This is a genomic window from Bacillus sp. FSL L8-0193, assembly GCF_037976065.1.
GTDB lineage: Bacteria > Bacillota > Bacilli > Bacillales > Bacillaceae > Bacillus > Bacillus paralicheniformis.
Window position 1 is genome coordinate 456359 of the sequence record NZ_CP150261.1, and the last position, 19704, is coordinate 476062.

General features: G+C 44.0%; 24 protein-coding genes. 10 read left to right on the top strand and 14 right to left on the bottom strand.

The window, feature by feature from the left end:
- The first annotated feature begins 150 nt into the window (after positions 1-150).
- Together MHH76_RS02295 and rocF are read left to right on the top strand one after the other, a co-directional pair.
- Positions 151-1554 (top strand): amino acid permease, encoded by a 1404-nt coding sequence (locus MHH76_RS02295; protein WP_223254835.1) that lies wholly within the window; start codon positions 151-153, stop codon positions 1552-1554.
- Complete coding sequence (gene rocF / locus MHH76_RS02300) at positions 1547-2440, top strand: arginase (protein ID WP_020450126.1); 894 nt, start codon at positions 1547-1549, stop codon at positions 2438-2440. The genes MHH76_RS02295 and rocF overlap by 8 nt, the downstream gene beginning before the upstream one ends.
- Positions 2441-2488: 48 nt before the next feature.
- On the opposite strand, the gene MHH76_RS02305 is transcribed toward rocF, so the two are convergent.
- Positions 2489-3361, bottom strand: coding sequence for a LysR family transcriptional regulator (locus MHH76_RS02305; RefSeq protein WP_023855658.1), 873 nt, complete (start codon positions 3359-3361; stop codon positions 2489-2491).
- Between the two features lie 122 nt (positions 3362-3483).
- Here MHH76_RS02305 and MHH76_RS02310 point away from each other — a divergent pair, with 122 nt between their 5' ends.
- From MHH76_RS02310 to MHH76_RS02325, 4 genes are read left to right on the top strand one after another with little or no spacing between them, the layout of a single operon-like run.
- Complete coding sequence (locus tag MHH76_RS02310) at positions 3484-4053, top strand: non-oxidative hydroxyarylic acid decarboxylases subunit B (RefSeq protein ID WP_023855657.1); 570 nt, start codon at positions 3484-3486, stop codon at positions 4051-4053.
- A 13-nt stretch (positions 4054-4066) separates the two neighbouring features.
- Positions 4067-5488 carry a non-oxidative hydroxyarylic acid decarboxylases subunit C gene (locus MHH76_RS02315; protein ID WP_023855656.1) on the top strand — a complete coding sequence of 474 codons (1422 nt, stop codon included), beginning with the start codon at positions 4067-4069 and terminating at the stop codon, positions 5486-5488.
- 19 nt (positions 5489-5507) lie between these two features.
- Complete coding sequence (locus MHH76_RS02320) at positions 5508-5735, top strand: non-oxidative hydroxyarylic acid decarboxylases subunit D (RefSeq protein WP_020450130.1); 228 nt, start codon at positions 5508-5510, stop codon at positions 5733-5735.
- 15 nt (positions 5736-5750) lie between these two features.
- Positions 5751-6206, top strand: a complete 456-nt coding sequence (locus MHH76_RS02325; RefSeq protein ID WP_043054054.1) for a pyridoxamine 5'-phosphate oxidase family protein — start codon at positions 5751-5753, stop codon at positions 6204-6206.
- 34 nt (positions 6207-6240) lie between these two features.
- On the opposite strand, the gene MHH76_RS02330 is transcribed toward MHH76_RS02325, so the two are convergent.
- The 13 genes from MHH76_RS02330 to MHH76_RS02390 form a co-directional block, all read right to left on the bottom strand.
- A complete protein-coding gene (locus tag MHH76_RS02330) occupies positions 6241-6687 on the bottom strand; it encodes a hypothetical protein (RefSeq protein WP_023855654.1) in 447 nt (148 codons plus the stop codon).
- Between the two features lie 25 nt (positions 6688-6712).
- Entirely contained in the window at positions 6713-7054 is a 342-nt protein-coding gene (locus MHH76_RS02335; RefSeq protein WP_023855653.1) for a hypothetical protein, read from the bottom strand.
- A gap of 70 nt (positions 7055-7124) precedes the next feature.
- Entirely contained in the window at positions 7125-7571 is a 447-nt protein-coding gene (locus MHH76_RS02340) for a hypothetical protein (RefSeq protein WP_020450134.1), read from the bottom strand.
- Between the two features lie 20 nt (positions 7572-7591).
- Positions 7592-8272: a hypothetical protein gene (locus MHH76_RS02345; protein WP_020450135.1), complete on the bottom strand. Its 681-nt coding sequence runs from the start codon at positions 8270-8272 to the stop codon at positions 7592-7594.
- 17 nt (positions 8273-8289) lie between these two features.
- Entirely contained in the window at positions 8290-8547 is a 258-nt protein-coding gene (locus MHH76_RS02350; RefSeq protein WP_020450136.1) for a hypothetical protein, read from the bottom strand.
- A gap of 66 nt (positions 8548-8613) precedes the next feature.
- Positions 8614-9387, bottom strand: coding sequence for a hypothetical protein (locus MHH76_RS02355; RefSeq protein WP_020450137.1), 774 nt, complete (start codon positions 9385-9387; stop codon positions 8614-8616).
- A 175-nt stretch (positions 9388-9562) separates the two neighbouring features.
- Positions 9563-9724, bottom strand: coding sequence for a hypothetical protein (locus tag MHH76_RS02360; RefSeq protein ID WP_023855651.1), 162 nt, complete (start codon positions 9722-9724; stop codon positions 9563-9565).
- A 164-nt stretch (positions 9725-9888) separates the two neighbouring features.
- Positions 9889-10047, bottom strand: coding sequence for a hypothetical protein (locus MHH76_RS02365; protein WP_023855650.1), 159 nt, complete (start codon positions 10045-10047; stop codon positions 9889-9891).
- A 1333-nt stretch (positions 10048-11380) separates the two neighbouring features.
- Positions 11381-11680, bottom strand: a complete 300-nt coding sequence (locus MHH76_RS02370; protein ID WP_020450141.1) for a DUF4176 domain-containing protein — start codon at positions 11678-11680, stop codon at positions 11381-11383.
- 11 nt (positions 11681-11691) lie between these two features.
- Positions 11692-11952 carry a hypothetical protein gene (locus MHH76_RS02375; RefSeq protein ID WP_020450142.1) on the bottom strand — a complete coding sequence of 87 codons (261 nt, stop codon included), beginning with the start codon at positions 11950-11952 and terminating at the stop codon, positions 11692-11694.
- A gap of 11 nt (positions 11953-11963) precedes the next feature.
- The gene (locus MHH76_RS02380; protein WP_020450143.1) at positions 11964-13352 is read right to left on the bottom strand and encodes an LXG domain-containing protein; all 1389 of its coding nucleotides are present in this window, start codon (positions 13350-13352) and stop codon (positions 11964-11966) included.
- 17 nt (positions 13353-13369) lie between these two features.
- Positions 13370-13648: a YwqI/YxiC family protein gene (locus MHH76_RS02385; RefSeq protein WP_020450144.1), complete on the bottom strand. Its 279-nt coding sequence runs from the start codon at positions 13646-13648 to the stop codon at positions 13370-13372.
- Between the two features lie 13 nt (positions 13649-13661).
- Entirely contained in the window at positions 13662-14045 is a 384-nt protein-coding gene (locus MHH76_RS02390) for a DUF5082 family protein (RefSeq protein ID WP_003178893.1), read from the bottom strand.
- A gap of 508 nt (positions 14046-14553) precedes the next feature.
- On the opposite strand from MHH76_RS02390, the gene MHH76_RS02395 reads away from it, so the two are divergent.
- From MHH76_RS02395 to chvE, 4 genes are all read left to right on the top strand, one after another.
- The gene (locus MHH76_RS02395; protein WP_020450145.1) at positions 14554-15543 is read left to right on the top strand and encodes a substrate-binding domain-containing protein; all 990 of its coding nucleotides are present in this window, start codon (positions 14554-14556) and stop codon (positions 15541-15543) included.
- Positions 15536-17299 carry a sensor histidine kinase gene (locus MHH76_RS02400; RefSeq protein ID WP_199792120.1) on the top strand — a complete coding sequence of 588 codons (1764 nt, stop codon included), beginning with the start codon at positions 15536-15538 and terminating at the stop codon, positions 17297-17299. Before MHH76_RS02395 ends, MHH76_RS02400 begins: the two co-directional genes overlap by 8 nt.
- On the top strand, positions 17292-18494 hold the full coding sequence (locus tag MHH76_RS02405; RefSeq protein WP_020450147.1) for a response regulator: 1203 nt from the start codon (positions 17292-17294) through the stop codon (positions 18492-18494). Before MHH76_RS02400 ends, MHH76_RS02405 begins: the two co-directional genes overlap by 8 nt.
- A gap of 126 nt (positions 18495-18620) precedes the next feature.
- A complete protein-coding gene (chvE, locus tag MHH76_RS02410) occupies positions 18621-19700 on the top strand; it encodes a multiple monosaccharide ABC transporter substrate-binding protein (RefSeq protein ID WP_020450148.1) in 1080 nt (359 codons plus the stop codon).
- Positions 19701-19704: the final 4 nt, after the last annotated feature.

The window sequence follows — 19704 nt, forward strand, 5'->3', positions numbered from 1 at the left end:
TCAAAAATTGAAATATCAGGAAAATGTTCAGAAGATTTAAAAAATAGTCTATATGTCATAGGGGGAGATGACATTAGGGAGAATGGAAACGGAAGGGGTGAAGGCGGTTTGAACCATGAAAACCGTGAACAATATACACTGAAAAGAACGATGAAATCACGCCATTTGTTTATGATCTCGCTTGGCGGCGTCATCGGAACCGGCTTTTTTCTTGGAACAGGATATACGATCAATGAAGCCGGGCCGATCGGCGCGATTCTTTCTTATTTAGCGGGCGGAATGATCATGTATTTTACGATGCTTTGCCTCGGGGAGCTCGCAGTGGCAATGCCGGTTTCAGGCTCTTTTCAGACGTACGCGACAAAATTTATCGGGCCTGCCACAGGATTTGCCGTCGGCTGGATCTACTGGCTCGGCTGGTCGGTTACGGTTGCTTTGGAATTTCTGTCGGCGGGGCAGCTGATGAAAAGGTGGTTTCCCGATGTCGGCGTCTGGATATGGTGTTTGATTTTCGGTCTGCTGCTTTTTTCGCTTAACGCGCTATCGGCGAAAGCCTTCGGGGAATCGGAATTTTGGCTGTCCGGCATTAAAATTATCGTCATCCTTCTGTTTATTATCCTCGGCGGAGGCGCGATGTTCGGATTTATCGATATGAAAGACGGACAGGCTGCACCGTTCTTTTCCAATCTGATTGGAGACGGAATTTTTCCAAACGGATTCGGCGCGATCTTTATCACGATGATCACCGTCAACTTTGCCTTTCAAGGGACAGAGCTGATCGGGATCGCGGCGGGGGAAAGCGAAAATCCGGAAAAAACGGTGCCCCGCTCCATCAAACAGACGGTCTGGCGGACACTTGTGTTTTTCGGCCTGTCCGTATTTGTCCTGGCGGGGTTGATTCCATGGGAAAAAGCGGGGGTTGTTGAAAGCCCGTTCGTTGTCGTATTTGAACAAATTGGCATTCCGTATGCCGCCGATCTGATGAACTTTGTTATTTTAATTGCTTTATTATCGGTGGCGAATTCGGGTTTGTACGCATCGACAAGGATGCTTTACTCTCTTGCGAAAGAAGGAATGGCCGCTCAGGCTTTAAGCCGGGTCAATAAAAGAGGGATCCCGATGAATGCGCTGTGGATCACGCTCGGTTTTGCGGGTTTGTCCCTCGTCTCAAGCGTAGTTGCCGCGGAAACGCTCTACATCTGGCTTCTGTCTCTAGCCGGTTTAAGCGCACAAGTCGGCTGGATCACGATTACGGTATCACAGCTGCTATTTCGCAGAAGATATGTTAAAGAAGGCGGTAAGGTTGAAGACTTGAAATTTAAAACGCCTCTTTACCCTTATTTGCCGCTGACGGGATTTATTTTAAACAGCGCCGTCCTTGTGAGCCTTGCCTTTGATTCAGAGCAGAGGATGGCATTGTACTGCGGGATTTTGTTCATGTCGGCCTGCTACTTTGTTTATCACGTATTTGTGAAAAAACGCCAGGGTCTTGAGCGACAAGAAGCATTGATCTATCAAAACAAAACAAACGATGAGGTGGTTATTGATGAATAAGCAAGTTTCTCTGATTGGAATGCCGATGGACTTGGGACAGGCGCGGCGCGGTGTGGATATGGGACCGAGCGCGATTCGCTACGCTCATATCGTGGAACGTCTGACCGAGCTTGGCTATGATATCGATGATCTGGGCGATGTGCCGATCAATCGCGATCAGCCAAAAGGAGACGAAGGGCTGAAAAATTTAGTTTCCGTACTAGAAGGAAACCGCAAGCTGGCTGATATCGTCGACAATGTCATCGAGCAGCGCCGCTTCCCGCTCGTGTTGGGCGGAGACCACAGCATAGCCATCGGGACATTGGCGGGGGTAGCCAAGCATTATCAACAACTCGGCGTGATTTGGTATGACGCACACGGCGACTTAAATACGCTGGAGACATCGCCGTCAGGCAACATCCACGGTATGCCGCTGGCGGTAAGTCTCGGTGTCGGCCACGAAAAGCTGGTCAACCTTCACGGCTATACGCCGAAAGTCAAGCCGGAGCATGTCGTCATCATTGGTGCCCGCTCGCTTGATGAAGGAGAGCGCAAATATATCCGTGAAACCGGCATGAAAGTCTACACCATGCACGAAATCGACAGGCTTGGCATGACGAAGGTGATAGAGGAAACGATCGAGTATCTGTCAGCAAATTGCGACGGCATTCATCTGAGCCTCGATCTGGACGGTCTTGATCCGAGCGACGCTCCGGGAGTCGGCACCCCTGTCGTCGGAGGCATCAGCTACAGGGAAAGCCATTTGGCGATGGAAATGCTTTATGACGCAGATATCATTACTTCTGCCGAGTTTGTTGAAGTCAACCCGATACTTGATCATAAAAATAAAACCGGTGAGGCGGCCGTCGAACTGATCGAATCGCTGTTAGGGAAGAAGCTGCTGTAACCAATGAAAAGGAGAAGGCATCGGCATGATGCCTTTTCTTTTTTATTATCAAAATAAAGCCAAAAACTCTCTTACGGGCTTCGGCAGAAAACTGCCGGCCCGCCAAACGACAGATGGCTGCAGAATGAACGGATTGTCTTGAATCTCCAATGTCTGAACATGACGCGCAAAATGCGCCGGCAGCATGGACAGCGGCAGAATCGTTGCTCCGAATCCCGAGGTGACAAGGCTGAGGAGCGTTGTAGAATCATGGCACTCACAGACGACCCTCGGCTCAAGGTCCAATGAGTGAAAGTGATGGACGACCTCATCATAAATCCCTTTTCCGTGCGACGGTCTGAGCAGAATCAGCGGCAGACCGGCAATTTCTTTCATTCCGGCTTCCCCTTTTAAGCCATACGACTGATTCCCCGGAAGAACGAGCTTGCATGGGACCTCCGGCAGGCTCTTTGCTTCGATATTTTTGCTGTGGAAAGGCGTTGTCGTGACCGCCGCATCGATCTGCCGGTTTTCCAAGAGCCCGCTCAGCCGTGAAGGCTCACCTTCCCAAATGTTAAACATTAAATTCGGGTACATTCCCCTGATCTTCGAGACTTTTGAGAGCAATAGAGCCGCACAGTAAATCGTTGAACCGACGGCAAGGGTTCCGTTGACTTCTTCACGCAGCTCCCGAACCTCCAAGATGGAATCCTCAAGCTTGTGCAGGATTTCTTTTGCTCTTTTCAAAAACACTTCTCCTTCATAGGTCAGCGTCAGGTTTTTCTTTTTGTTCCGGTCAAATAAAACGACTCCGAGCTCCTCTTCCATCTGCTTCAACTGTCTGGAGAGGGGCGGCTGGGCGATATGAAGCCGTTTCGCCGCCGTTGTAATCTTTCCTTCCTGTGCGATCGTAACAAAGTACTTTAACTGGCGAATATCCATTTTCTCGGCACTCCTTTTTATACCTTTAAAGTATTATATATAGATTTAACAGATATTTTCAATATGGTAAATAGAGGCGTATCATTTTAACTGAAGCACCAAGAGGGAAAGGGGGGGCGCATATGAACATCATCGTCGGAATTACGGGCGCGACCGGCGCGATATTTGGCGTGCGGATGCTGGAGTGGCTGAAGAAAACCGACGCAGAGACACACCTAGTCATCTCTCCGTGGGCAGCGGCAACGATTCTGCACGAAACGGGATATACGATGAAAGACGTAGAAAAGCTCGCATCTTTTACGTATTCCCACAAAGACCAGGCGGCCCGCATTTCAAGCGGTTCCTTTCAAACGGACGGAATGATTGTCGCACCGTGCAGCATGAAGACGTTGGCGGGCATTCGCACCGGTATGGCGGATAACCTGTTGACCCGTTCGGCGGACGTCATGCTGAAGGAACGGAAAAAGCTTGTGCTGTTAACAAGGGAGACGCCGCTGAACCAGATTCATCTTGAAAACATGCTTGAGCTGACAAAAATGGGCGCGGTGATCCTGCCGCCGATGCCGGCTTTTTATAATCATCCCCAAAATCTGAGCGAAATGGTCGACCATATCGTATTCCGGACGCTGGACCAATTTGGAATCCATCTGTCTGAAGCGAAGCGCTGGGAAGGAATGAAACAGAAGAAATAAGGAGGATAACAGAATGGCTTATCAAGATTTTAGAGATTTTTTAAACACGCTGAAAAAAGAAGGACAGCTTCTTGAAGTTCAGGAAGAGGTGAAGCCGGAACCCGATTTGGGTGCCGCTGCACGCGCCGCCAATAACCTCGGAGACAAATCACCCGCTCTTTTATTCAACAACATTTACGGCTATAACAATGCCCAAATCGCCCTGAATGTCATCGGCTCCTGGCCGAACCACGCGTTAATGCTCGGCCTTCCGAAAGACACGCCGGTCAAAGAACAGTTCTTTGAATTCGCACGCCGCTATGATCAATTTCCTGTAAAAGTGCAAAGAGAGGAGACAGCGCCGTTTCACGAAAATGACATCACAGAAGACATCAACCTGTTTGACATTCTGCCGCTCTTCCGCATCAATCAGGGCGACGGCGGCTTTTATTTAGACAAGGCATGCGTCATTTCCAGAGATGTCGAGGATCCGGAACACTTCGGCAAACAAAACGTCGGCATGTACAGACTGCAGGTAAAAGGAAAAGACCGTCTCGGCATTCAGCCCGTCCCGCAGCATGATATTGCAATCCACCTGCGTCAGGCTGAAGAGCGCGGCGAAAACCTGCCTGTCACGATTGCGCTCGGCTGCGAACCGGTCATTGCAACGGCGGCATCCACACCGCTCTTATACGATCAATCAGAATACGAAATGGCAGGGGCCTTGCAAGGTGAACCTTATAAAATCGTCAAATCAAAACTGTCTAACTTAGATATCCCATGGGGCGCGGAAGTGGTTCTCGAAGGTGAGATCCTGGCGGGCGAACGCGAGTATGAAGGCCCGTTCGGCGAGTTTACCGGCCACTATTCAGGCGGAAGAAGCATGCCGATCATCAAAATCAAGCGCGTCTGCCACCGCAACAACCCGATTTTTGAACACCTCTATTTAGGCATGCCTTGGACTGAGGTTGACTACATGGTCGGCATTAATACATGTGTGCCGCTTTACCAGCAGCTAAAAGAGGCCTATCCGAATGAAATTGTCGCGGTAAACGCGATGTATACACACGGCTTGATCGCCATTGTCTCAACGAAAAGCCGCTACGGCGGATTCGCCAAAGCTGTCGGTATGCGCGCGCTGACGACGCCGCACGGCCTCGGCTACTGCAAAATGGTGATCCTCGTTGACGAAGACGTCGATCCGTTTAATCTCCCGCAAGTGATGTGGGCCATTTCAACGAAAATGCATCCAAAACACGATGCAGTCATTATCCCGGATTTATCCGTTCTGGCGCTTGACCCGGGTTCTGAACCGGCGGGAATCACCCACAAAATGATCTTGGACGCGACAACACCTGTGGCCCCGGAAACAAGAGGACACTATTCACAACCGCTCGATTCCCCTATAGGAACGAAAGAGTGGGAAGCGAAACTAATGAATCTGCTAAATCAATAAAAGAGGAGAGTGTTTCATCATGCATACATGTCCGCGCTGCGAATTAAAAAAAGCGGAAACCGTCAGCAAGTCACCCGTTGAAGGAGCCTGGGAAGTTTATCAATGTCAGCACTGCTTTTTCACTTGGAGATCATCGGAGCCGGAGACGATCACAAATCCTGAAAAATACAATCCGGCCTTTAAAATCGACCCTTCTGAAGTCGAAACAGCCGTACAAGTGCCAGCGGTTCCAGATCGGAAAATCTAAAGGGAGGCATCCGGCATGGCTCAGCTATCAAACGAATTATTTCAGCTGTTAAACGGAGAGAAACTCGCCGGAAAGCGGCGCGAAGCGATGATGCTCCAGACCGTCACAGAAGAAGGCTGGCCGCACACAGCGATGATCAGCGCCGGCGAAATCCTCGCCTTGAACAAAACCGACATCCACCTGGCTCTCTGGCAAGGCACAACGACAACCTCGAACATCGCGAGAACAGGCCGGGCGCTCTTCGTCACTTGCTGGAAAGGCAAAGCACATTATGTGCGGCTGTCTTTAAAGAAACTGCCCGAATTAAAAGACGCCAAACACCCGAGAGCGCGCTTCGCCGGCACCGTCGAAGCGGCCCGGGAAGATATCGCAAAATACGCCGATATCATCTCCGGCGTTCAGATTGAGCTGAAGGATGAAGCGGCGGTTTTGCGGCGGTGGGAAGAGACGCTGGGGGAATTAAGGAAATGATGAAAAGGACTATGGCGATTCATAGTCCTTTTCTTCATTTCTGCAACATTTTATTCGTCACTTTATAAGCCAAAATACAGCCAATTGTAATGATAATAATCGCGATCGAAAGGATCACGAGCTTTTCAGCAACGGTATATATCGACATGGGAATAATAACAGCGCAGACGGAAAACACGCCGCCAAAATAAACAAACAGGATCAGCGGCTTTTTGTATTTTTTCCAAATCACTTGATTAATCCCGTTTCTTTCGGGGTCTGCCGGATGTTTGCGGTCTTCATCTTTCATCAGTTTATTTAGCAGCACATAAATGAGAAATGCGAATAAAGTTGCCGAGAAAATATTAAAACAGAGGATAAACAGCTTTTCTCCCAGACTCATCACCGGATTCAGAACAGAGCTGAGAACGGAGCCGCATACGAAAAACAGGTAGACGGATAAGATAGCTTTGTTTCTTGGTTTTTGTAGAAATTTAGACATTCGGATCTCTCCAATCGTAAATGATTTAAACGCTGAAAATGAGATGGATCAGAAAAGAAAAAATATAAAAGATGATGATGCTTAAAATGCCTCTGCCCAGAAGATAGAGGGCGAAATACAGTTTTCTCAGGAACCAGTTGTATTTTAATAGCCGTTTGTAAACAAAGTAACCGGTTCCGACAAGAAGAAAAACGAATGTATTTGTGATTTTATGGGACCATTTTTCAGGTTTTAAAAAGACCATTTTTTCATATTCAATGATCATGTGACTCGCAATGATTAAAAAACCCAAACTGTAAGCGAAATGAGCGGCCAACATACCGGCGATGAAATATTCGGTATATTCAACAAAAGTTTCTGGTGACATCATTACTCCTTTATGAATGGCGGACTCCAGCGTTTTTTAACAAAACTTTTTTTCTGCTAAAAAAAGCTTCTCATTCTTCGTCAGGCATTCTTTCCAAACAAGACCGGTTCAGCATTTGATTCGCCGTTTGATAAACAGTAAAAAAGCCGCCAGATATCACGGCAAACAAAATTGCAAACACGCCGGATTTCCAAGCGAGTGAGAGTTCGGGCATGAAAAACACGGATGTTCCCACAATCAGGATGCCGACGAAGTAGAAAGAGAGCATGAACGGTTTTCTGTATTTCTTCCAAAAGATTTTCGCGACGATGTTGCATCGGGGCGCGCTTTGATCTTTCTTCGGCTTATTTATGAACACATAAGTGATGAAGGCGAATAAAGAAATTGAAACGAACATAAAGCCGATGACGGCAAGCTTTTCCTTCCAGTTCATTGAAGGTTTGACAAGGCCGGTCAAAATAATGATTGCTGCAAGTAGGGAATAAACTGAGAGAATGATTTTATTTCTGCCTTTCAAACATGACCTCTCCTTGTGCCTTAAATCCTATGCTGTCTGATGATATCTTGATTCGCTTTGATGAAGAAGTATTTGTGGATGAATTTGACCCCCATCATAGAAAATAAACAAGCCATAAGCAGATAGACGGTACTCATCAACAAATAAACGGCAGACTCGGAAACTCGCAAAACGGCATGACTTATTACAAAACCGCCTGCCGGAACAGCTGCCAGGAGCATCCTTGTCGGAGCTGCTGTCTCCCTTTTGCCTTTTTTAGAATCAGGGAAAACAACCAAATAATACCGAATGATGAGGAAAATAACGGCGGCATAAATGAATAATGACAGACTGATCAGCGGTACATGAAAACCGATAGCAGAAACCATCATTTTTTGCGCTGTGATCAACTGGCAATATGACGTACCGCTGAATGATACGCCCATAAAGCGAACATATTGAAGGTGATGATGATATCCGGTCATGCTTTTGGTATTCATGATGATCATCCATATATTGATCAGGATAGCAACAGGAACAGCGGCGAATGTGAAAAAATCTACTTTGTTCACCAGCACAGGTAATATGCTTAAAATATCCAGCATCAACACGATAAAACACGCCATTCCCCATTTCGTTTCCCGGCTGATGGGAGCTGTCAAATGAGACTGAATATTGGTAGGTAAATCTTTGTATGCAACTGTTTCTTTTAATTTCAGCAAAACTTACTTTCCTCCGCTTATCCCTCTGAATTTTTATAATTCTGCATGTATTTTTTCAGCCAGACTTTTTTTCTGTAGATATGCAAAAGAAATGGAAGAACGAAATAAAATAAGCTGAAAACTGAAACAACCAAGGGAATTTCTGACGGGGCTTGTTCTCCTAACGCCCATATTGTCATGATGACAAAAAAGATACCAACTACAGGGAATAAAATCATGAAGATGATCATCGCTTCATTTATTTTTTTGTATAGAACATTTTTTTCGTGTTTCATCAAAAAGCTCCTTTTTCTTGGTCAAACGATACTTATCTCTTGAAAAGCAAAGGAATACAATTGTAGCTAGCTGTGATCTGTTTTTTTTTTTCGTAAATCAATCATGTTTGTGTTCCGGCGATTGCTCTGTTCGGTGGTCATGATTTTCGGTCGCGGGCTGTATGTTCCATTTTTAAAACGTCTATCGATCAAGTCTTGATTGGCTTTGATAAAAAAGAATTTATGAATGAATTTAACCCCCATAAAAGAAAAAAAGAAAGTAAATGCCAAAAAGGTATAACTCATAAAATAGGTAGCTCCGCCTTCAAAATAATGCAGGAAGAAAAACGCCGCAATGTAAGCGACTATTCCAAATAAACACAAGCAGTTTACCAAAGTCGTACTGTCTGTCTTTTTTTTATAGTTTGGGAAAATGATAAGGTAATGTAGAACCATACTTAAAATCACAACAACATAAACAAATGAAGACGTGATGATAAATACAAGGTCATAACCGAGCAAAACGTAAACTAGTTCTTGTGATAAGACAAAATAACAAAAAGAACATACAGCGCCAGCTACCCCCATATATATGGTGAAATGCAAATCATTCCGATCACTCTGTTTTAAAAACAGGACAATGACTGTCCATATGTTAATACCCGTCATAAAAGGTAATGATATAGCCGTGAAAAATGTTTCCCCTATCGCTATGATCAGCACGCCGCACATTAAATCAGTAAATAAAATCATCCACAGCATGTTTAACTTAGCATCTTTATCACAGCTTTTAGATGCTAAATGGGTTATGATGCGGGAAGGTAAATTCCTGTATTTAGGATTTCCTTTTAATTTCAGCAAGGTGTTCACCTGCCTTTTATCAATTGATGTGAAAGAACAGACCATTCGGATCGTGTATTTCGGCTGATGAAAGCTATAAAATAAAATTTGTCAGGGCTCCGAATTTGAAAATTAGCTTAAGAGAAAGCATCCCGAATGAGATGCTTTGAAATTTATTCATTTGTGAAATCAATAATTATGTATTTTTAAACGATACCGTATACTCCAGCCCTTTTAATAATTCATACCATTGTTCAATTGTCTTTAATGAAATATGTACAGGTTTTTCATTGTGTTCATCATATTGAGCAACCCAGACGCCTTGAGCAGAAGGAATAAAGAAGACGATGTTTTGCAAAAATGGTCCATCGTTTAAGCTTGGGATGTAAATATGTGAGATATTGTTATTGTTTAGCGGCCATTGGTTAGCTTCAAGATCGGCTATCAGTTGATTAAAGCTATGTTCTTCCTCCGGTGAAAAAGAACTTTCTTTTCCGGACCTTTTCTGTCATGTTTTATTACTCAACCAATCAAGCACTTATCTGAAAGGCGCAGTTTTAAAGGGACATGCTCTTCGTGAGCTGAAAAGTAATAATAGTCTTTAATAAACTCGGCGATTTCCTGCTCGTCGGCATACGCAAATTCATGTATGATGTCACGGTCATCATATGGAAAAGCCATGTTTCATTTTCAAAATGGTGAAGCATTAAAGTGTTTTGATTGTCAAAACTGGAACAGCGGATCATTTATTCCGAATTTACGTAGGAGACGATGAACTTTTTCATCTTCAGTTAGAGGATTTTCATCCTTTGCGCTTTTTTCTTCATTCCAGTATTGTTTTAAAATAAGCTGATTGATGGTTGCGGCTGACTGCAATTGCATCCCATTCTTTTCTTAATTTTTTCCTAAAGATGCCTCTGCAATACTTTTGGCTAAATCCGGATAATCGCATAGCGTGACGAGTATTGCTAGTTCTTCAGATGTACATGTGATGAGATGTTTTATTGTTTTCACATCCTTGTAAAAAAATTAAACCCTGAAAATGAAGTGGAGAATAAAAGATAAAATATAAAAGATGATGATACTTAGAATTCCGCTTCCCAGAAGATAAAGGGCGTAATATAGTTTTCTCAGGAACCAGTTATATTTGTAAAGCCGTTTATATACAAAATAACTAGCACCGAAAAAGAGTCTTGTATAAAAATTAACAGTTTTTTTGAACAAATTTGAAGGCGTTTCAAATGTTCCACGTTCGTAATTATTTACTATTAGATTTCCGAGAATTAGCAATAGCAACCCGTAACCAAATTGAGCACCTAAAATAGCGCATAATAGGTACTCTGAATATTCGACGAAAATTTCGGGTGTCATACTCCCTCCTGTTTAACCAAACCATTTTTTGATAGATTTAAGTCGAATTTTTGTTCATGCTTTCGATTTTTTTAACGACGTCAAGGTTGTTTTTTGCCGCTGATATCTTTACCTAACGAATCAATATCATCATTTTTGGAAAACGATAAGGTAATGTAGCCATACTTAAAATCACAATCACGTAAATTAATAAAGACGCGGTGATACATAAAAAGTTATAACAGAACAAAACGTAATTGGGTTCTTGGGATAATACAAGATAACAAAAAGAACATACAACTTCAGTGGCTCCCATATGGCTCTGGTATTTGTACGATATTGCAGGTTATCTCAGCTTTTTTTCGGCTATTGAATATTGACGGGGATTTCTAGATGTAAAGCCACTTTTGATTTTAATTTTTATATGAAAGGCATTCCTGGAGAAAGGGATGTTTGTTAAACTAGTCTTTCATTATTTTATTCATAACAATGTAAATAATAAAAGTGAACCCAGTGGCTGAAAGAGTATTAAAACAAAACAAAAATAACTTCCCTTTCCACTCAACGGGTACCGCTAAAGTAGACACAGTAATGCAAAATATAAAAATAAAATAAATAATTAAGATAGCTTTATTTCTTCGCTTCTCTAAAAATTTAGACAAGTTTACACCTCATTATTGTCTAAAGACTCTTTTCTTTTCTCGTTTAACTTTTCTTGAATAATCTTCTCTTCGTCATTAATAAAACCTTTAAATAAAACTTCTTCAATCATATTTTGATTGAAAAATAGATTGAAATCTTCGGTTATATTTCCTTCCGGATAAGGCACTGAAACGTAATCAAATCTTTCCTTACTTGAAGATTGAATCTGGTGTCGACCATAAATCATTACTAGTTTTTCCACTTTTTTTAATTTGACTACGCTGCCGATCGGTAACCAGGAATACTCTTTTATGTTTTTCATCTGTTAAGCTCCTAACGATTACTTTTTTGTCTAACGAGATGAGGATGTTTTTTAAATAAAACTTTTTTTCTGTAAATAAGCAAACATATTGGCAATAACAAAAAAAACGTTGAGATCAATATTGTAAATTCAATAAAGGCTTGAAATGGGAGTTTGTTTTCTATAGTGATCCAAATTAAAGCTGAAAACATACACAACCATACAAACGGCCCAAAGATTGATGCAACAATAATAGCTGAATTCACTCTTTTAGCTAAAAAATCTTTATTCATCAAGACCCTCCTTATTCATCATCTAGTTTAGCACCAAATTTGAAAGACACGCCAACACCATCTGCTGCATAAATTTCATTTTGTAGGCCAAAGCTGCCTCCAATTCCTACACTACCTACAGATACACCTACACCAATATAGGGATCTATGTCAATACCAAACCATTCTTTTAATGGCTCATAACCTAACCAATTTAAAGGGGTGATGGTTAATTCAGCTTCGGCTACACTTGCTTCTCCTCCTAAAGAGGCACTATATTCAGATATATTTGCATCTAACTGAGCGTGACCGACTTTAGCTTCAAACGAAACTGGAAACTTTTCATGTCCAATTTCCATGTCTGCTAGATTACCTTCTGCACTAGCACCAATCATTTGACCAGCTAAAAGATATTTCGGTATGTTTTGATTTTTTGGAAAAGCAGCTTTTGACTCCAAATCAATTGCCTTAAATGAACTTTGGTGTTCAGGCTCCCCTTTGTCTCTAAATGCTTTATTTGTGTCGAATAGACTAAATCCAAAATTCGCTTTGATTTTTTTCTCATTTGTTTCAAAAGAACCTTGAACATTTCCAGTACCATAAAATCCTAAAAGTCCACTTTTATCAAAATCGAATGAAATGTCCTCATCTTGCGCATTTGAATTGTCTTTGACCTCTTCTGTATTTTCAGCACTTGTATTATTGGTGCTTTGATTAACCTTTTCCAACATTTTCTTCATTGGACTGTCTGTAAAATCATTCAGATTTTCGCTGTCGCTTAATTCACTTTTTAAAATTGAACCGCTTTTATATTCCGAGATTTCAATCTTCGGCCCCGTATACATCCTCTCCAGCTGCTGGATGTATTGCTTCATTGTGTCGAGGTCATCCCTCGCCGCTTTTAGCGCATTTGTCTGTTCGCGGTCAAAGGTATGAAGCTTTTCAAGCGTCTCGCTGATTTGTCTTTGGGCTTTTTTGGCGTTTTCGTTGACGGCTGAATCGTCGAGGTCGGGCAGGTCGACGATGTTTTTGACTGTTAGAATAGTCATATTGGCTTTTGACGTCAATCTGCCTGTCAGCGATTCGGCTTGACTGACGCCGTCATGGAGTTCGTTTTCAAGAAAGCTTTGCGAGATAAAGCCGTTTTGGTTCGGTTCAAGGGAATGAAGTGCGCTTTTCGTCTTTTCTAAAAGTCCTTTATAGTCGGAAATAAAAGATTCATAAAAAAGAAGAAAAGTGGTGTGGCACTCTTCATAGAACGAGCGGATCGCTTCACCGCCCGCGCCTTTTAAGGCGTCGTCAAGGGAGGTGAGACCTTTGACGCTTTGTTTGACTTTTGAAATCTCGTCAGTCTGGTTTTTTAATTCGGTCAGCGTTTTGTCTAGGCCGGTTTGAAAAGCCTGAACATCTAGAGTTTTCAATGCGTAGTCCCTTCCTTCTACTTGGCTTTGATCGATGACGACAGCTTTTTGTCGGCGTCTTTTATAGCGTTGACAGCCTGTTCGGTTTGCGCAATCTGTTTAGCGAGAGCCGAAGCGTATGCTTTTGTCAGGCTTTTCAAATCTTTGTTCATGCTTTCGATTTTTTTGACGACGTCAAGGTTGTTTTTGCCGCTGATATCTGTCGGCACGTTCGGTTTTACAGCTTGGGCTGAATGCTTCAGCTTCGAGAGCGCCTGTTTGACTTCGCCTGTTTTGACTTTGATTTCTTGACCCATCGTAATCACTCCTTTAGCGGCGGGCTTCTCTTTCTTCTTTTTCCAGCTTTTCAATTTTCGTTTTTAATGAGCTGATATCCTTACCTAGTGAATCAATGTCATCATTTAAGGAAGAGATTTTCTCTTTTAATTGTTTAAACACTTCATTTAACTGTTTTCCGCAAATATCATTGTAGGCCGTTTTCATATCGCTTCTGACATTTTTAAAAGAATCAGCAAGGCTGCCCTGCCATGTTGTCGGCGACAGTTCGGGCTTTTTGATGCTGTCTTTTGAATCGTCAAATTCCTTTTTATCTGCTTCTAATTCAGTTTGGCAATTTTTCAGTTGTTCGAGCTGTTGTTTTTTGATGAGAAGTGTACCTTGCAGCCCGTATAAAACTGTTTTTTCCCAGATCATGTTACTGCCACCTCCCGGAAAATTTGATTCAAATGACCTGTTGGGATCCGTTCATTAAAGGACCTTATTAATGTTACAACATGGTATAAATGAGTTGAATAGGAAAAATGTACCGTGATTAAAGGATCGAATCAAGCGGTGGAGCAGGAGATTCCTTATTATGACTGCGATTTTGCACATTTCTCCATTTTCTTTCAAGGGCAAAAGTCATGGTTCCTAGGGCTGTGTTTTTTGTGATATTTATTTTTTGTTTCACAAACTTTAAGGTAATTTTAAGAAAGAGGCGATCTTGTCGAACACTAAACAAGGTTTTTCGGGCAAAATGTCAAATAGATTAGATATTTCATATAAACAAGGGGGGAAATTGTCTGTTTGTGATGAAAAAGGGGACGGGCGAAATTTCTGTCAGGATGCCTCAGCTGGATTCTAAGAAAAATATGCGGCCAAATATATACTTCATGATAGATTGTAAACGCTGTCTTGTCCTCTGACCAACAGGGGGATGAAGATGAAGAAGCTGTTAGTTGTTTATGCCGTGATGCTTTGTTTGTTTTTTCTGTATGTCTACGACTACTCCCGGGGCGATCAAACCGGATCTACAGAAGCAAGCAAAAGGCCGGCGGCCGGAAGTCTGTCCGAAAAATATGTGATGGTCACGTTTCAATCGGGAATCGAATATTGGAAGAGCGGCCTGAAAGGCTTTGAGGATGCCGCGCAGCTTTTCAACGTCACTGTCGAGTATCGGGGGGCGGCCCATTATGATGTCCATGAGCAGACGACCGTCCTCGAGCAGGTCATTGCAAAAAAGCCGGCGGGGATCGCACTTTCGGCAATAGATCCCAAAGCTTTAAACCCTGTCATTGACAAGGCGCATGAGCAGGGTATTCCGCTCGTTTTATTCGATTCAGACGCCCCGCTCAGCAAAGCCTCTACATATGTCGGCACAAATAATATGAAAGCGGGTGCTGAGGCCGCAAGGCGAATGGCCGAGTTTTTAGATGGAAAGGGAGAAACCGCAATCATTACCCAGCCGCGGCAGTACAATCACCAGGAAAGGACGAAGGGCTTTGAACAAACGATCAAGCAAAAATACCCGAACATGAAGGTCGCCGCGGTTTTGGACGGAAAAGGGGATGAGCTGACGTCGAAAAAAGAAGCAGCGAAGATTCTGGAAAAAAATCCATCCATCAAAGGGATTTTCACGACAGAAGCCAATGGAGCGAGCGGTGTGGCCCGGGCTGTGAAGGCGGCGGGACTTGAAAGGGAAGTATGTATTATCGGCTTTGATAAAGACAAGAAAACGCTGGACGGTATCAAAAGCGGGTCGATTTCCGCGACAATGGGTCAGGACACATGGCAAATGGGCTATTGGTCGCTGCACATGCTGTTTTTCTCAAATCACCATTTGAAGCAAGAACGCCCGCTTCCGGCAGCGATCGATACAGGCATTACGATCATAACGAAAGAAAATGTGGCAGCCTATTATGCGAATGATTAAACGTTTGATCAACAATGCGCCGATCCGTCATAAGCTGATCAGCCTTCTCTTACTAATCAGCATGCTGCCGACGATCGGCCTCGGTATTTTATCGGGATGGGCCGTTGAAAATATTATTGAAAAACAGGTGATCGACCAAACACTGCAGCTGATCGGCGAAGTGAACAAGACGGCTGAAGTATATGTCAGCCACATGCAAAACCTGACATATTTAATATCAATGAATGAAGAAATGGAAGCATTTTTTAATCATGAAAAAGAGGATGGAGAGGCGGATTATAAGAGAAGGACGTTTTTGCAGGGCCTGACTTCTTTATATTCTGAAGCCGCGGGCATTCTCGTCGTCAATGATAAGGGTGAGATGATCAGCAATGAGATGTATGAACGGACGCCGACAGATTTGACAAAAGAACCGTGGTATCTGGCGGCTGTAGCTAATGAAGGGATTTTCAAGATGATCGGAAAGCCTGTCAACCGGAATATCAGAAGCCATGTGCACTACAGAGAAGACGAGGTCGTTTCTGCCGTCAGAGCTGTTATCGATCCTGAGACACAGCGTGTGAAAGGTGTTGTACTCATCGATTTGAAGCTGCGCGTCCTCGCAGAAGCGACAAAAAATATCCGCTTGGGGAAAACGGGTTATTTGATGATCATGGATGAAAATGGCGGCAATATTTATGCACCGGAGACCTCAAAGCTGTTTCTGCCGAAAAAGTGGTTCAGTCAAGACCGGTCCGGATATTTTTCGAAGCGGATCAAGGGAGAGGAATATCAATTCATTTACGAGACGTCTTCCTTTACGAACTGGACAACGGTCGGCGTTTTTAAAGCGGGTGAACCCGTATTCGAAGTGAAGGAAATCCACTTGTATGTGCTTTTGTTTTTACTGACGGCGGCGTTTCTCGGAATGTCTGCTTCCTATTATTTGTCCCATTCCATGTCGCGGCCGATTTTGAAGCTGAATGCTGTCATGAAAACGGCGGAAAGCGGGAATTTTTCAACATTTTATCAGGAGGAAAGGGAAGATGAAATTGGGCTTTTGGGAAAAAGCTTCAATCGCCTGATGATGAGAATCAGGGAGCTGATGTCGGTCACAGAAAGACAAGAGCGCCAAAAAAGAGAAGCCGAATTAAGGGCGCTGCAGGCGCAGATCAACCCTCATTTTCTCTACAACACGCTGGATACAATCAATTGGATGGCGAGGAAGAAAGGAGCGGTAGAGGTCAGCGGTCTCGTGCAGGCTTTATCCAAGCTGTTCCGCATCTCCTTGAGCAAAGGGAAAGATATCATTCCGCTGTCTGATGAATTTGCACATGTTGAAAACTATTTGAAAATCCAAAAAGCGCGATACCGCGATAAATTAAACTACTCAATCGAAATGACCGGACTTTGTGACGACCGCCTGATATTAAAGCTCGTGCTTCAGCCGATTGTCGAAAATGCGATTTATCACGGAATTAAAGAAAAAAAGGGGCCGGGTCATATTACGATCAAAGGCATGGAGGAAGACGGCTCGCTGATTATCAAAATCGAGGATGACGGAGCCGGAATGGATGAAGAGACGCTAAAGCAAATAACCGATCAATTCAAACACAGGGATGATACAGCGGGCTACGGCATGATCAACGTCCATGAACGGATCGCCCTTACATTTGGCGAGCCGTACGGTTTAACGGTTCAAAGCCGAAAAGGAGCCGGAACCGCCGTCACAATACGGCTCCCAATCTTAACAAAAGGGGGAACAAGCCTTGAGTGAATGTTGGCGCGTACTGATTGCCGATGATGAACCGTGGATTCGGGAAGGAATACGGGATGCCGTCTCTTGGGAGCGCTATCAAATGTCGGTGTCGGCTGAAGCGGAGAATGGCGAGGAGGCATTTGAGCTCGCTCTCAAACACGGCATCGACTTATTGATTGTCGACTTGAATATGCCGATCGTCAACGGAATCACGCTGATGAAAAAGCTCCGCGGCGCCCTGCCGCAGTGCCGCTTTGTCATCGTGACGGGCTACGATCAGTTTGCATACGCGCAAGAAGCAATCCGGCTGAATGTCGATGATTATTTGTTAAAGCCGGTCGATCCCGCTCATCTGGAACAAGTGCTCGAAAAGATCAGCTTGTCGCTGGCAGCTGAAAAAAAGAAGCTCAGCGAGCAAAAGCTTGCCGAGCAGCATATTCAACAAAACCTCGGCCTTCTGAAAGAGCATGTTTTCAGAAGCTGGATCGAAGGCCGGGCAGTGGAAGAAGGCGTTTACCGGCAGCTCGAATGCCTCCGTCTGCCGGCCCGCGATCCTGAGACGCTCGGTGTCATCGCGGCCGGGCATGTATGGAACAAGCCGTTTGAAGCTGACAGTCTGAAAGAAAAAGTAGAACGCTTCTTTGTCGCTGAACGGGATAAGGCTGTTTTTTTCGACGGAGACCGCCTGATCGTCGCCTGCCTGTGGCGCTCTGTTACAGAAGCTGAACAGCAGGCGCTTGCAGAGATGATCGAAGCTGAAATGCAGGTAAGCGCCGCTGTCTGCTTCGCCAAGCTTGCTGAAAACGGCCGCTCAGCTGCGCAATGCTATCAGCATTGCAGACAGCAAGTCTCGAAAGCATTTAATATCTCGCCGGTTGTCACGAGGGCCAAAGAATATATGCAAAAGCATTTCACTGAAAGGGAGTTTTCTTTAAAACAGACGGCAGATGCGCTTCAAGTTTCGTCCGTCTATTTGAGCAGGATCATGAAGAAGGAGCTCGGCATGACATTTGTTCAGCTTTTGACCGAGATGCGCATAGATCAAGCGGTTCACCTGTTAGAGACAACCCCTCTTTCGATTCACGATATTGCCGAACAAACGGGGTATGATACACAGCACTATTTCAGCACGGTATTTAAAAAAACGATGGGGGTATCTCCCAATCAGTACCGACGCATGTCGGGAATTGAACGAACAGGGAGAAAATTGTAATGTAAGCGCTTTAAAAAAGTATGATTTTTATAAAAATAGTTAATTAATTCAAAAGACGGACCTTCGAAAGACATGGTACAGTTGGCATGATTCATGATGGGAGAAATCAAAAGGGGGATACCAAGCATGAAAAAATGCTGGCTGTTGATCACTGCAATGCTTTTCTGTCTTATTGTTTCCGCCTGTTCGGGGAATCAGGCGAGCGGAGGTGGAGACAAAGGCTACGTCGGAATCTCAATGCCGACAAAGTCATCGGAACGCTGGGTGTATGACGGGAAATATATGGTGAAAGAGTTTGAAAAACTCGGGTATAAAACGGATCTGCAGTATGCGGAAGATGTCGTTGAAAACCAAGTCTCACAAATCGAGAATATGATTACAAAAGGCGTCAATGTCCTCGTCATTGCTTCGATTGACGGGGAAGCGCTGACCGACGTCCTTGAAAAAGCAAATAAGCAGGATATTAAAGTCATTTCCTATGACCGGCTGCTTATGAACAGCAAACATGTCGACTATTATGCGACATTTGACAATCATAAAGTCGGAGAACTCCAAGGGAAATATATTGAAGAAAAGCTTGGCTTAAAAGACAAAAAAGGGCCGTTCAACATCGAATTGTTCGCAGGATCGCCCGACGACAACAACGCGCATTTCTTTTTTGACGGCGCCATGTCTGTTTTGAAGCCTTATATCGATTCGGGCAAATTAAAGGTATTGAGCGGCCAGACTTCATTTGAGCAAGGTGCGACGCTCAGGTGGGACGGCGCAACCGCGCAATCCCGGATGGACAATTTGCTGAGCGCGCATTATACAAAAGCGAAGCTTGATGCGGTGCTTTCACCTTATGACGGGATCAGCATCGGAATCATTTCCTCTTTAAAAGGTGCGGGCTACGGATCGAACAAGAAGCCGCTGCCGGTTATTACGGGACAGGATGCGGAGCTTGCTTCCGTGAACTCGATCATTAAAGGGGAGCAGACCTCAACCATTTTCAAAGATACGAGAGAGCTGGCGAAAAAAGCCGTTGAGATGGCGACATCCGTCTTAAAAGGCGAAAAAGCGGAAGTCAATGACACAAAGACGTATGACAACGGAGAGAAGGTCGTTCCGTCCTATTTGCTTGAGCCGGTCGTCGTCGATAAAGAGAACTATAAAAAAGTGCTCGTTGACGGCGGTTACTATAAAGAATCGGAATTAGGGAAGTGATCCG

Bases quoted from the DNA above. Each gene is read 5' to 3' on its own strand.
- MHH76_RS02295 (WP_223254835.1), top strand. From the start codon at position 151: ATGAAATCACGCCATTTGTTTATGATCTCGCTTGGCGGCGTCATCGGA.
- MHH76_RS02330 (WP_023855654.1), bottom strand. From the start codon at position 6,687: ATGTCTAAATTTCTACAAAAACCAAGAAACAAAGCTATCTTATCCGTC.
- MHH76_RS02375 (WP_020450142.1), bottom strand. From the start codon at position 11,952: ATGAATAAAGATTTTTTAGCTAAAAGAGTGAATTCAGCTATTATTGTT.
- MHH76_RS02335 (WP_023855653.1), bottom strand. From the start codon at position 7,054: ATGTCACCAGAAACTTTTGTTGAATATACCGAATATTTCATCGCCGGT.
- MHH76_RS02310 (WP_023855657.1), top strand. From the start codon at position 3,484: ATGAACATCATCGTCGGAATTACGGGCGCGACCGGCGCGATATTTGGC.
- MHH76_RS02305 (WP_023855658.1), bottom strand. From the start codon at position 3,361: ATGGATATTCGCCAGTTAAAGTACTTTGTTACGATCGCACAGGAAGGA.
- MHH76_RS02400 (WP_199792120.1), top strand. From the start codon at position 15,536: ATGATTAAACGTTTGATCAACAATGCGCCGATCCGTCATAAGCTGATC.
- MHH76_RS02390 (WP_003178893.1), bottom strand. From the start codon at position 14,045: ATGATCTGGGAAAAAACAGTTTTATACGGGCTGCAAGGTACACTTCTC.
- MHH76_RS02325 (WP_043054054.1), top strand. From the start codon at position 5,751: ATGGCTCAGCTATCAAACGAATTATTTCAGCTGTTAAACGGAGAGAAA.
- MHH76_RS02370 (WP_020450141.1), bottom strand. From the start codon at position 11,680: ATGAAAAACATAAAAGAGTATTCCTGGTTACCGATCGGCAGCGTAGTC.
- chvE (WP_020450148.1), top strand. From the start codon at position 18,621: ATGAAAAAATGCTGGCTGTTGATCACTGCAATGCTTTTCTGTCTTATT.
- MHH76_RS02365 (WP_023855650.1), bottom strand. From the start codon at position 10,047: ATGGCTTTTCCATATGATGACCGTGACATCATACATGAATTTGCGTAT.
- MHH76_RS02395 (WP_020450145.1), top strand. From the start codon at position 14,554: ATGAAGAAGCTGTTAGTTGTTTATGCCGTGATGCTTTGTTTGTTTTTT.
- MHH76_RS02385 (WP_020450144.1), bottom strand. From the start codon at position 13,648: ATGGGTCAAGAAATCAAAGTCAAAACAGGCGAAGTCAAACAGGCGCTC.
- MHH76_RS02350 (WP_020450136.1), bottom strand. From the start codon at position 8,547: ATGAAACACGAAAAAAATGTTCTATACAAAAAAATAAATGAAGCGATG.
- rocF (WP_020450126.1), top strand. From the start codon at position 1,547: ATGAATAAGCAAGTTTCTCTGATTGGAATGCCGATGGACTTGGGACAG.
- MHH76_RS02320 (WP_020450130.1), top strand. From the start codon at position 5,508: ATGCATACATGTCCGCGCTGCGAATTAAAAAAAGCGGAAACCGTCAGC.
- MHH76_RS02315 (WP_023855656.1), top strand. From the start codon at position 4,067: ATGGCTTATCAAGATTTTAGAGATTTTTTAAACACGCTGAAAAAAGAA.